A 12,862-nucleotide genomic window follows, 5' to 3' on the forward strand; every position below is an offset into this window, starting at 1 on the left:
GAGCTGTTTGTGGACGAGAAACAACGTTACGCCGAGGGCCTGCAGGTGCGCCGCGAAGTACTGGGCGATGCCCATGTCGATCGCAGCCTCAATGCCCTGACCGAGTTCAACAGCGAGTTCCAGGAAATGATTACCCGCCACGCCTGGGGTGACATCTGGACCCGCCCTGGCTTGCCTCGGCATACCCGCAGCCTGATCACCATCGCGATGCTGATCGGCATGAACCGCAGTGAAGAACTGAAACTGCACCTGCGTGCTGCCGCCAGCAACGGCGTGACCCGTGCCGAGATCAAGGAAGTGCTGATGCAGAGTGCGATCTACTGCGGGATCCCGGCAGCGAATGCGACGTTTCACCTGGCGGAGTCAGTGTGGGATGAGTTGGGCGTGGAGTCTCGCCAGCAAGACTGAATATGAAATGCAATCAAATGTGGGAGCTGGCTTGCCTGCGATTGCGGTGGGCCAGTCAATATTGGGCTGACTGACAGATTGCTATCGCAGGCAAGCCAGCTCCCACAGGGGATCGTCACAAGTTCAGGGTATCAGTGGGAATCAGCATCCCACAGCCAGTTCCACACCCCCGGCAGATGCACCGGCTCGTTCACGTCCTTGACCGTACGGGCCAGCGCCGCGCGTTCCAGCGCGGCGTGGTCGGTATAGAACGGCTCTGCCGCTGTCTTCAAACCGTTGACCTGCGCGCTGTCCATCAGGATCTGCAAGTACTCCTGCATATGCCGCGCGGTGTAGCGGTTGATGTCATGGAAGGTCACCACCACCGGGATCACGCCCTCCACCGTCGGCAGCTCACCCAAGGCAATACGCTCGCGCACCACCGACAATTGTCGATACAGGTTGGCCCGCCGACGCGGGCTGGCGTTGAAACCCCAGATCTTGCCGTCATTGGCACTCAAATCCGTCAGCAGTACCTGCATGCCGTGGCGTTGATAGGCGGCGAAGGTGCGCTTGTCGTAGTTCCAGAAGGGCGGGCGTACCAGCACAGGGGGCGTGCCCGTGATGGCGGCAATGTGCGCAGCACCTTCGGTAAGGGTGTGTTCCAGCGTGGCGTCGTTCAGCCAGCGGTGATTGGTGTGAAACGCCGTGGCAGTGTGAAAGGCCAGGACATGACCGGCAGCGTGTTCACGCTCCATGGTCTTGCGCCCCCGGGAACTGCCGCCTGCGCGAGCGGCTTCGGTCTGCAGGAAGAACACCGCCTTGATCCCCGGCAGCACCGGGTTATTGGCCAGGTCGGCCACTACCGAGCGGCTCGGGTTGTTGTAGCCGGAGGCGCTTGGGCCGTCATCGAAGGTCAGCAGAAAGCGGATTGGCGCCTGGGTTTGCAGGCGTTGTTCGGTCTGTGGCGTCAGGGCGAGGGGCGGGCCGATGCAGCCGCTGAGGCTCAACGCCAGGGCCATCGCGATGGCGAAGGATTTCATGGTGTGCACGGGCTCGAATAGTGGCCGCTGCTGGGCGAATCAGCAGCGGCAGGCGCGCACGATACAGGACATTTGCATCTGAAAAAATCCATGCACAGACTGCTTGAATCTTTCTTTAGCCCCGTGCGACTTCATTTGCAGGTATCAGAGGTAACTTGTTCGCAGTGGTCTGCCCATTTCCGTTCTCAATGCGTTCTCGGTTAGCGGAGACGGGTTGGTGGAGGTCGGTGGGGTTGAGGGATCGTTATCGAAGTCAAAAGGCGGCGCATCAGTTGGCAGTCCTACGGCCTGCAATTCAGCATTTGCCTGGCCATCGGTGGTGCCGTCCAGCGTTGTACCGTTGGCGCCGTTCCAGGCATGCGACAGCTCATGGTAGAACTGGACAATAGGAGACACCGTCCCCGCGGGGGTCATCGTTACGGCTGGGTTGTATGTAACTTTGCCTTGGTCTGCGCGGGCACCGGGCACTCCATCTATCATACCGCCCTTTCTCGGGTCATCCTGGCTGATAGCGCTTTGCTCTTCTGGGCTGAGTTTTTGCAATTCGCTGGAGCCGAACTTGTAGGCGTTGCCTTCATCCTCTTCGATAGTGATTGGAGCACCATTTCGCTCGGCCGCTTTATCCAGCTCTTCCAGCATCTTCTGGCCTGAGGGTGAGGCACGCAGGAGTTCCAGATCGTCTTCGACCCGCTGTTTGAACGAATCGGTCCCCACGACACTAAAGGCTTTGCGACCCGCATCGCTTGGCGTCACCACTGTGGTATCGGACTGCCCTGCGCCTACCAGGCGATCCTCGCTTTGTGCGTAGATGCGTGCTTTGGTCCTATTGGCCCATACGGTATCGAACCCTTTTCCGGTATAGATCGTGGTGTTGTCATGAGCGACCAGTTGGTCGTCGCCCAGGCCGCCATTGATTACCGTGTGGCCATTACCCGCGTACAGCTCGTCGTCGCCATCACCACCGTCCAGGTAGCTGGTTTTTGTGGTCGCCCCGGCACCTGCGTACAGCTTATCCTTGCCGTTGTTTCCGTACATCACAGCGTCACCGGTACCGCCTATGAGGGTGTCGTCACCCTCGCCACCTTCTACATAGCTGGTGCCACTGCCAAGGCTGACATGATCGTCTCCCCGGCCTGCGAAAATATCGGTATCGCCTCCTCCGGCTTTAATAGTGTCATCACCGTCCCCTGACTCGATCTTCACGGTGGCGGTGACATTGGGGTCCAGGGTTATGTTGTCGTTGCCCCCCCCGGTTTTGATGTTCAGTTCGAAGAACGGAGGCCGGGCCCCTTTGTCTGAAGGGGGATTGCCGTTGAAGGTGTAAGTCCTATCGTTGACCTTCACGCTAAGTTGGCCGTCCGGGCGTTGACTGATATGGATCTTGTCCCCAGCGTCTCCTGTTTCGAGCGTCAGGATATTACCCACGAGCCGCAGTTTATTGGGATCCTTATGGGACTTGAAGGTTTCCTGGCTGGCACTCAGGTTGCCGTCATCCACCAGCATTTGTGTCGTGGAGCGCACCCAGGTGCCACTGGTGGGGACTGCCGGGCGGTCGGTGCTCCCCTGGGGGGCGGAGGGGACGGGCGTCGTGGGTGGGGCGATTGGAGGGGTTACTGAGTTCATTGGATAGCCATCTGCCTATTCGAGGTGGGTAGTTTTTCCAAGCTTTCGTTTGTACGAAGGTCAGGCATCCATGAGTGGTGACTGTGAAGGTAATCGTTCCTTCATTTATTGGTGCTGGATGTACCCAGGTTATGAGAGTAATCAGGCATCCCGTGTTGGAAACACTGCTTGATGACCGGTGCACAGCGGTTAAACGCTGCGCACGCTCGGGTAGGCGGGGGGAGCGGCATGCCCCGTGCGTTGATAGGCAGATGCAAGGGCTTGCCGCAGGTCCGGGTTTTGACGTGCCTGATGCACGGCGTCTCTATAACAGGCTGATTGGATAGCTGACGATCAACCGGTTCTCATCGAACTCGTTGTTGCTGTAATCCCTGCGCATGCTGGAATTGCGCCAGCGCACGTTGAGGTTTTTCAGGGTGCCGCTCTGCACTGTGTAGCCCACTTCGGTCTCACGGCCCCACTCCTTGCCGTCGGTGATAGTGCCGGTGTGCACGTTGCTGCCGCTGATATAGCGGTTCATCAGGGTCAGGCCCGGTACGCCGAGGGCGGCGAAGTTGTAGTCGTGGCGAACCTGCCAGGATTTCTCCTGTGCGTTGTCGTAGCTGGAGTTGTAGCTGTCGTTGGCCAGGGTGCCGCCGCTGGTGCCGTTGACGCGCATCCAGGCGCTGTCGCCGGTGAGTTTTTGCAGGCCGACGTAGAAGGTGTTGCCACCGTACCTGGCCGAAAACAGGCCGGACCAGGTTTTGTTGTCCAGGTCCCCGGCGCGAGCGTTGCCGTCGTCCTTGCCGTAGAAGAAGCCCAGGTTGGCGCCCAGGGTCCAGTCGCCCACAGGCTGGCTGTGGATCAGATTGACGAACTGCTGGCTGTAGATGTCCTTGAGCTGGGCATTCCACACGCCGACTTGGGTGCGTTTGTCGTTGAATGCGTACTCGGCGCCCTGGAAGTTGAAGCGGTCGGAAGTGAAGGCGGTTTTGCCGACCATCGACATGTCGCTCATGCTGCCGTCGTCCCGCGGGCTATTGGCGCGGAATTGGCCGCCATAGAGGGTCAGGCCGTCGATTTCCTTGGAGGTGATTTGCCCGCCACGCAGGGTCTGTGGCAAGGAGCGACCATCGTCGGAGCGCAGGATCGGCAGCACCGGCATCCATTCGCCCACCTTCAGCTCGGTCTTGGAAAAGCGCGCCTTGAATGCCACGCCCAGCCGGCCAAACTCATCGGCTGGCCGGCCGTCATGGTCCAGCGGCAGCAACTGCGTGCCGCCCGTGCCACGCCCGCCATCGAGCTTGAGCGAGTACAAGCCCAGCACGTCCACACCAAAACCGACTGTGCCCTGGGTGAAACCGGACTTGGCGTCGAGGATGAAACTTTGCGTCCACTCCTGCGCGCCACCCTGGGTTTTGGTCGGGTTGGTGAAGTTGCGGTTGAAGAAGAAGTTACGCAGGTTGAGGTTGGCGCTGGCGTCTTCGAGAAAGCCGTGCTCCTGGGCGAAAACGGGCAGGGCAGAACTGGCGACAGCAGCCGCCAGCAACAGCTGGCGCGGTTGGAAAGTGCTCATGGTGTGGACCTGTTGTTATTGGGTTTATGCAGGTGGCGGCCATGGTGCGCGGCGGTGCGGGGGTGATGAAAGTGGGGGAGGGCGGGTTGTGGGCGATGATCGAACGCAAGTTGCCGAGGCAAAAAGCCGGGCATAAAAAAACCGCCTCCGGTAAGGGAAGCGGTTTTTTCACACCTGCGCTATCAGAACAACTTCAACGGCGGTGCTTGTTCTTTCAACGGCTCGTTCTTCGCGGTCTGCTCGTTCCAGCCACCGCCGAGGGCCTTGTACAGGTTGACCTCGCTGGTGAGCTGCGCCAGGCGGTCGGTGATCAGCGATTGCTGGGCACTGAACAGTTGGCGCTGGGCGTCGAGGAAGGTCAGGTTGCTGTCGACACCAATGCGGTAGCGACGCTCGGCCAGGCGGTAGTAATCCTGGTTGGCCTCGACGAAGCCGCGCTGGGCATCCAGTTGCTGCTTGTAGGTCGCCCGTGCGGCGAGGCCGTCGGAGACTTCCTGGAAGCCGGTCTGGATGGCCTTCTCGTAGTTGGCCACGTTGATCTCTTTCTGGATCTTCGAGTAGTCCAGGCTTGCGCGCAGGCTACCGGCGTTGAAGATCGGGATGTTGATCTGCGGGGCAAACGCCCAGGTCCCCGAACCGCCTTTGAACAGGCCGCCCAGAGTAGGGCTGGCGGTGCCGGCGCTGGCGGTCAGGCTGATGCTCGGGAAGAACGCCGCACGGGCCGCGCCGATATTGGCGTTGGCCGCCTTGAGGTTGTACTCGGCCTGCACGATGTCGGGACGGCGTTGCAGCAGGTCTGATGGCAAGCCGGCCGGCACTTCGCTGAGCAGGTCATCGGACAGCGGCTTGCTGGCGATATTCGCCGGCAGGCCGGTGCCCAGCAGCAGGGTCAGGCTGTTTTCGTCCTGGGCCACCTGGCGGGTGTAACGCGCCAGTTGCACACGGGCGTTTTCCACCGAGGTGCGTGCCTGGCTGAGGTCGAGGGCCGAGGCCACGCCGACTTCATTGCTGCGCGAGGTGAGCTTGTAGCTTTGCTCGAACGCGGCCAGGGTGTCCTGGGTCAGCTTGAGCAGCTCCTTGTCGGCCTGCCAGGTCAGGTAGGCATTCGCCACGCTGGCCACCAGGCTGATTTGGGTGCTGCGGCGCGCTTCTTCAGTGGCGAAGTACTTTTGCAACGCTTCTTCACTGAGGCTGCGCACGCGGCCGAACAGGTCCAGCTCATACGAACTGATACCAAGGCCCGCCGAGTACTGGCTGGCAATAGTCGATTCGCCGGTCTGCGACAGCTTGGCCGGGGTGCGCGAGCGGCTGCCGTTACCGGTGGCCGATACCGCCGGGAACAGGTCGGCACGCTGGATCTGGTACTGCGCTGCATAGGCGTCGATGTTCAGCGCCGCGACACGCAGATCACGGTTGTTCACCAACGCGGTCTGGATCAGCTGTTGCAGGGCAGGGTCATGGAAAAACTGCTTCCAGCCTTGCTCGGCAGCGGCCTGGCTCGGCGCCTGGGCCGACGAATACGCCGGCCCCTGCGGGAACTGCGCGGCTACCGGCGCTTCGGGGCGCTGATAGTCAGGTATCAGCGAGCAGCCACTGAGCACGAATGCGGTGACGGCTAGGGAAAGTAGCGACTTGCTCATTGGCCAGCCTCTTTAGGAGTTTCAGTAGTGTCTTTCTTTTTGCGTTCGCCAGCGGCGGACACGGTTGCGTAGAACAGCGGCACCCAGAAGATCGCCAGCACAGTGGCCGTGATCATACCGCCGATAACGCCGGTACCGATTGCGTGCTGGCTGCCTGAGCCGGCACCGGTGGAGATTGCCAGCGGCAGTACGCCGAGCATGAACGCCAACGAGGTCATGATGATCGGACGCAGACGCATGCGGGATGCTTCGATAGCCGCCTCGACGATGCCTTTGCCTTGCTCATGCAGTTCCTTGGCGAATTCCACGATGAGGATGGCGTTTTTCGCCGCCAGGCCCACCGTCACCAACAGGCCCACCTGGAAGAACACGTCGTTGGACAAGCCGCGCATGCTGGTGGCGATCAGTGCACCGATCACACCCAGTGGCACAACCAGAATCACCGCGATCGGGATCGACCAGCTTTCGTACAGTGCCGCCAGGCACAGGAACACGACCAGCAGCGACAGTGCGTACAGGGCTGGCGCCTGGGAACCGGAAAGGCGTTCTTCGTACGACAGGCCTGTCCAGGCGTAACCAACACCGGCCGGCAGTTCTTTGGCAATGCGCTCGACTTCGGCCATCGCATCACCGGTACTGTAGCCCGGTGCCGGGGTACCGAGGATTTCCATCGCCGCTACACCGTTGTATCGCGAAAGCTTGGGCGAACCGTAGATCCACTGGCCCGACGAGATGGCCGACAGCGGCACCATCTTCCCGTCGTTGCTGCGCACGTACCATTTGTCCAGGTCTTCGGGCGACATGCGGCTGGCCGCGTCACCTTGTACATACACCTTCTTCACGCGACCACGGTCGATGAAGTCGTTGATGTAGCTGCCACCCAACGCAATGGCCAGGGTCTGCTGGATATCGGCGAGGCTGATGCCTTGGGCACTGGCCTTCTCGTCGTCAACGGTCAGCTCGTACTGCGGCTCATCGTTCACGCCGTTAGGACGTACGCCGGCCAGCACCTTGCTTTGTGCTGCCGCGCCCAGGAACTGGTTACGTGCAGCCATCAGCTTGTCGTGGCCGACGCCACCCTGGTCTTGCAGGAACACGTCGAAACCGGTGGCGTTACCCAGCTCCAGTACCGAAGGCGGCACGATGGCAAATACCATGGCGTCCTTGAAGGCCCCGAAGAAGTAACCCTGGGCACGCTTGGCCACTTCGAACACCGATTGGGTCGAGTCACGCTCATCCCACGGCTTGAGCATCACGAACGCGAGACCCGAGCTCTGGCCACGGCCAGCAAAGTTGAAGCCGTTCACGGTAAACACCGACTTCACCGCCTTGCCTTCGCCTGGCTCGCCTTCCTTGTCGTTCAGCAGGAAGGCGCGCATGTCGTCGACGACTTTTTGCGTGCGCTCAGCCGAAGCACCGACCGGTGTCTGCACCTGGGCGAAGATCACACCCTGGTCTTCCTCAGGCAGGAACGCGCTTGGAATACGGGTGAACATCCAGATCATGCCGACCAGGATCAGCGCATACACCAGGAACGCAGGGATCTTGTGCTTGATCATGCCGCCCACGCCGCGCTCGTACTTGAGTACGCCACGGTCGAAGGTGCGGTTGAACCAGCCGAAGAAGCCGCGCTTGGGTTGGCCGTGTTTTTCCGGATCAATCGGCTTGAGCATGGTGGCGCACAACGCCGGGGTGAAGATCAGGGCAACCAGTACCGACAACGCCATCGCCGAAACAATGGTGATGGAGAACTGCCGGTAGATCACGCCGGTGGAACCACCGAAGAACGCCATCGGCAGCAGTACCGCCGAGAGTACCAGGGCAATACCCACCAGGGCGCCCTGGATCTGGCCCATGGACTTGATCGTTGCTTCCTTGGGCGACAGGTGCTCCTCGGCCATTACCCGTTCGACGTTTTCCACCACAACGATGGCATCGTCCACCAGCAAGCCGATGGCCAGGATCATGCCGAACATGGTCAGGGTGTTGATGGTGAAGCCGCACGCCGCCAGGATCCCGAAGGTACCCAGCAATACCACCGGTACGGTCATGGTGGTGATGATGGTGGCGCGGAAGTTCTGCAAGAACAGGAACATCACCAGGAACACCAGCACGATCGCTTCGACCAGGGTGTGAACCACACCGGAGATCGATTCGGTCACCACCGGGGTGGTGTCATAGGGCACCACCGCCTTCATGCCAGGCGGGAAGAACGGCTCCAGGGACTTGACTGTTTCGCGGATGGCCTTGCCGGTGTCCAGTGCGTTGGCCCCGGCCGCCAGCTTGATCGCCATACCCGAAGCCGGCTTGCCGTTGAACTGTGCACTGATGCTGTAGTTCTGGCCGCCCAGTTCGATGCGCGCGACGTCACCCAGGCGAACCTGGGAGCCATCGGTGTTCACCTTCATCAGGATCTTGGCGAATTCTTCGGTGCTTTGCAGGCGCGTCTTGCCGATGATCGTGGCGTTCAGCTGGGTGCCTGGCAGGGCAGGCAGGCCGCCCAGTTGGCCGGTGGCCACCTGCACGTTCTGGGCCTTGATCGCATTGCTGACGTCCACTGGCGTGAGCTGGTAGTTATTCAGCTTGGCCGGGTCGAGCCAGATACGCATGGCGTACTGCGAACCGAACACCTGGAAGTCACCCACCCCCGCGGTACGGGAGATCGGGTCCTGGATGTTGGACACGATGTAGTTGGAGAGGTCGTCCTTGGTCATGCTGCCGTCTTCCGACACCAGACCGATTACCATCAGGAAGTTCTTCACCGACTTGGTCACACGGATACCCTGTTGCTGCACTTCTTGCGGCAGCAGTGGGGTGGCCAGGTTCAGCTTGTTCTGTACCTGAACCTGGGCGATATCCGGGTTGGTACCTTGGTTGAACGTCACGGTGATGGTCATGCTGCCGTCGGAGTTACTGTCCGAGGAGACATAACGCAGGTTGTCGATACCGTTGAGCTGTTGCTCGATGACCTGCACCACGGTGTCCTGCACGGTTTGTGCGGACGCGCCTGGGTAGGTCACCTGGATATCAATGGCCGTTGGCGCAATGGCCGGGTACTGGTTGATGGGCAACTTCAGGATCGAGAGTGCCCCGACCAGCATGATCACCAGGGCAATTACCCAGGCGAAAATGGGACGGTCGATAAAAAATTTCGACATGGATTACTCCCCTTGACCAGCAGCGGCAGCAGGCGCTGCAGCGGTACCGGCGGGTTTAGCGTTGGAGGCTTCCGTGACCTTCACCTCGGCGCCCGGCTTGACGTACTGCAAGCCTTCGGTGATGACGCGATCACCGGCATTGAGGCCTTTTTCCACCAGCCAGTAGGCACCGGCGGTACGGTTGGCAACCAGTTCGCGTTGCTCGACCTTGTTGTCCTTGTTCACGATCAGCGCCGTAGGAATGCCGCGCAGGTCGCGGGTCACGCCTTGCTGCGGAGCCAGGATGGCCTTGCTGTTCACACCGGCCAGCAGCTGGGCGTGCACGAACATGCCCGGCAGCAGCACATGGTCAGGGTTGGGGAACACGGCACGCAGGGTCACGGAACCGGTGGTCTGGTCGACCGACACTTCGGAGAACTCCAGCTTGCCGTCCTGGGCGTAGGCCGTGCCGTCTTCCAGGGTCAGTTTGACCTTGGCAGCGTTGTCGCCGGCTTTTTCCAGTTGGCCGCTGGCCAGGTCGCGACGCAGCTTGAGCATTTCAGCCGAAGATTGCGTGACGTCGACGTAGATCGGGTCCAGTTGCTGGATCACCGCCATGGCGTCGGCCTGGCCGTTGCTGACCAGTGCGCCTTCGGTGACCGCAGAACGGCCGATACGCCCGGAGATCGGCGCGTACACCTTGGTGTAGCGCACGTTGATCTGGGCGGTTTGAACGTTTGCTTCGGCAGTCATGCGGTTGGCGACGGCGGTGTCGTATTCCTGGCGGCTGACGGCTTGCTCATCGACCAATTGCTTGTAGCGATCGGTGATGGACTTGGTCTGGGTCAGGCTGGCTTGCGCGCTTTTGAGCGTGGCCTCATACACCGATGGGTCGATCTGGTAGAGCTGTTGCCCTTCCTTCACGTCGGCGCCTTCCTTGAACAGGCGCTTGAGAATGATGCCGTTGACCTGCGGCCGAACTTCCGCAATGCGAAAGGCCGTGGTGCGGCCTGGCAGCTCGGTGGTCAGGGTATAGGCTTGCGGTTGAATGGTGACCACGCCGACCTGAGGGGTTTGAGCGGGCGGTGCCGCTTCTTCCTTTTTACATCCGCTGAGCAGCGATGCCAGGGCGACGGCAGTGACCAGAGCGGTAACAGCTGGCTTAAGTTGCATGAAGATCCTCGGGTCAGGCGCGCAGAGTGCGCACAAGAAGTGTGGAAGGGTAAAAAACAAGCCATGAGTGGATAAGTAGCTTGCTACGCAATATACTTACGTTCATGGTTGTTTGTAAACTCTTGACAGGCTTCGCGCAATGCTGACAAAGCACCGCCGCAAGCCTCGATTCTAGTACGTTCGGCGCCCATGACGGCGTCGTCCCACAATTATTCAGATGGTGGTCAAGTACCATCCACAGTGTCCTGATTGAGGTTTTACTGCCATGGTTCGTCGCACCAAAGAGGAAGCTCAGGAAACGCGCAGCCAGATTCTCCAAGCCGCCGAGCAAGCCTTTTATGAGCGTGGCGTGGCGCGCACCACCCTGGCGGACATCGCCGCGCTGGCAGGGGTGACGCGTGGGGCTATCTATTGGCATTTCAGCAATAAGTCCGATTTGCTCCAGGCCTTGCTCGACACGTTGCACGAACCTCTGGACGAATTGGCCCGGGCGAGTGAAAGCGAGGATGAAGTCGACCCGCTGGGCTGTATGCGCAAGCTGCTGATTCATCTCTACCATGAAGTGGCCCTGGACCCGAAAACCCGGCGCATCAACGAGATTCTGTTTCATAAGTGCGAGTTCACCGATGAAATGTGCGACATGCGCCGCCAGCGCCAGACCCACAGCCTGGAATGCAACCTGCGTATCAGCCTGACGTTGCGTAACGCGGTCAATCGCGGGCAACTGCCTGAAAATCTCGACACCACCCGTGGGGCTGTCTGCATACATGCCTTCATCCACGGTTTGATCGGCCAGTGGCTGCTGGTCCCCGATAGCTTTGAACTGCACCAGGACGCCGAGCGCTGGGCTGACATAGGGCTGGACATGCTGCGCCTGAGCCCCAGCCTGCGCAATTGAAACAAAATGCGTAATTGCAACCCGTTGTGTCAACAGTAAAGCCTAAGGACAGTCAATCGTCCTTCTGCCTGATTTGTGGGGTGACTTTATATACGGCATGGCGGGCGGTTGATAGGTAGCCGGCTAAGTATTTTGTAGCGATATTGTTGCCGTTCTGTGAAGCGATGTTTCCAACGGGGCACAAATGTGGGGGCCCCTGACACTGTAGGAGCGAGCTTGCTCGCGAAAAACGTTAACGATAACGCGTGCTTCCTGAGTGAGCGCGGCGCCTGTTAGTTTTTCGCGAGCAAGCTCGCTCCTACAGTATTGGGTTTGCGGGTTAGGTTAGATCGGCAGCGTCGGGTAGTCGATGTAACCCACCGGGCCTTTGCCATAGAAGGTTTCCGGGTGCGGCTCGTTCAACGGTGCATCAGCCTTGAGCCGCGCCGGCAGGTCCGGGTTGGCGATGAAGGGAATACCGAAGGCCACTGCGTCCGCCTTGCCCGCCGCCAGCCAGGCATTGGCGCTGTCTTTGGTGAAGCGTTCGTTGGCGATGTACGCACCGCCGAAGGCTTTTTTCAGCTGTGGGCCAAGGCTGTCTGCGCCTTCCTTTTCGCGGGAGCAGATGAACGCGATTCCGCGCTTGCCCAGTTCGCTGGCGACGTAGGTGAAGTTCTCGGCGAGGTTGTCGTCGCCCATGTCATGGGCGTCAGCACGCGGTGCCAGGTGTACGCCCACGCGGCCAGCGCCCCAGACTTCGATGGCGGCGTCGGTGACTTCCAGCAACAGGCGCGCACGGTTTTCCAAAGAGCCACCGTACTGATCGGTGCGCTGGTTGGTGCTGCTTTGCAGGAACTGGTCGAGCAGGTAGCCGTTGGCGCCGTGGATTTCCACGCCGTCGAAACCGGCGGCCTTGGCGTTCTCGGCGCCGGTGCGGTAGGCGTCGACGATGTCGGCGACTTCAGCGGTTTCCAGGGCGCGCGGGGTTGGGTAGTCGGCCAATGGGCGAACCAGGCTGACGTGGCCTTTAGCCTGGACCGCACTCGGAGCCACCGGGGTTTCGCCGTTCAGGTAGGACTCGTGGGAAATACGGCCAACGTGCCACAACTGCAGGAAGATCTTGCCGCCCGCGCCATGCACGGCCTTGGTGATGTTGGCCCAGCCGCGCACCTGATCGTTGGACCAGATGCCGGGGGTGTCCGGGTAGCCCACGCCCATGGGCGTCACGGAAGTGGCTTCGCTGAGAATCAGCCCCGCGGAGGCGCGCTGCACGTAGTACTCGGCCATCAGCGCATTGGGCACGCGCCCGGCATCTGCGCGGCAGCGGGTCAGCGGCGCCATGATGATGCGGTTCGACAGCTGCACGTCGCCCAGTGTGATCGGATCGAAAATAGTCGTCATGGAAAAAACACCTTCTCTTTTAAGTT

At 60.5% G+C, this 12,862-nt stretch carries 9 protein-coding genes; 2 read left to right on the plus strand and 7 right to left on the minus strand.

Translation table 11 applies throughout. From position 1 onward, the window contains the following. Positions 1–9 precede the first annotated feature (9 nt). Positions 10–408: a 4-carboxymuconolactone decarboxylase gene (pcaC, locus tag V8689_RS07145; protein ID WP_003189316.1), complete on the plus strand. Its 399-nt coding sequence runs from the start codon at positions 10–12 to the stop codon at positions 406–408. A gap of 131 nt (positions 409–539) precedes the next feature. Here pcaC and V8689_RS07150 read toward each other — a convergent pair whose 3' ends face one another. From V8689_RS07150 to V8689_RS07175, 6 genes are all read right to left on the minus strand, one after another. Then, complete coding sequence (locus tag V8689_RS07150; protein WP_056790393.1) at positions 540–1,430, minus strand: polysaccharide deacetylase family protein; 891 nt, start codon at positions 1,428–1,430, stop codon at positions 540–542. 144 nt (positions 1,431–1,574) lie between these two features. Beyond that, on the minus strand, positions 1,575–2,933 hold the full coding sequence (locus tag V8689_RS07155) for a M91 family zinc metallopeptidase (RefSeq protein ID WP_056790396.1): 1,359 nt from the start codon (positions 2,931–2,933) through the stop codon (positions 1,575–1,577). A 424-nt stretch (positions 2,934–3,357) separates the two neighbouring features. Beyond that, positions 3,358–4,608: an OprD family porin gene (locus tag V8689_RS07160; protein ID WP_056790399.1), complete on the minus strand. Its 1,251-nt coding sequence runs from the start codon at positions 4,606–4,608 to the stop codon at positions 3,358–3,360. Between the two features lie 182 nt (positions 4,609–4,790). Beyond that, the gene (gene adeC / locus V8689_RS07165; RefSeq protein ID WP_003189337.1) at positions 4,791–6,248 is read right to left on the minus strand and encodes an AdeC/AdeK/OprM family multidrug efflux complex outer membrane factor; all 1,458 of its coding nucleotides are present in this window, start codon (positions 6,246–6,248) and stop codon (positions 4,791–4,793) included. Beyond that, the gene (locus V8689_RS07170; RefSeq protein WP_003189340.1) at positions 6,245–9,406 is read right to left on the minus strand and encodes an efflux RND transporter permease subunit; all 3,162 of its coding nucleotides are present in this window, start codon (positions 9,404–9,406) and stop codon (positions 6,245–6,247) included. The genes adeC and V8689_RS07170 overlap by 4 nt, the downstream gene beginning before the upstream one ends. Before the next feature lie 3 nt (positions 9,407–9,409). After that, entirely contained in the window at positions 9,410–10,558 is a 1,149-nt protein-coding gene (locus tag V8689_RS07175) for an efflux RND transporter periplasmic adaptor subunit (RefSeq protein WP_032893110.1), read from the minus strand. Positions 10,559–10,823: 265 nt separating this feature from the next. Here V8689_RS07175 and V8689_RS07180 point away from each other — a divergent pair, with 265 nt between their 5' ends. Next, positions 10,824–11,456 carry a TetR family transcriptional regulator gene (locus V8689_RS07180; RefSeq protein WP_056790401.1) on the plus strand — a complete coding sequence of 211 codons (633 nt, stop codon included), beginning with the start codon at positions 10,824–10,826 and terminating at the stop codon, positions 11,454–11,456. Positions 11,457–11,780: 324 nt separating this feature from the next. Here the strand turns inward: V8689_RS07180 and V8689_RS07185 are convergent, their stop codons facing one another. Then, a complete protein-coding gene (locus tag V8689_RS07185) occupies positions 11,781–12,836 on the minus strand; it encodes an alkene reductase (protein ID WP_056790404.1) in 1,056 nt (351 codons plus the stop codon). Positions 12,837–12,862 lie beyond the last annotated feature (26 nt).

The organism is Pseudomonas sp. AK181, assembly GCF_051122975.1.
Lineage (GTDB): Bacteria > Pseudomonadota > Gammaproteobacteria > Pseudomonadales > Pseudomonadaceae > Aquipseudomonas > Aquipseudomonas lactis.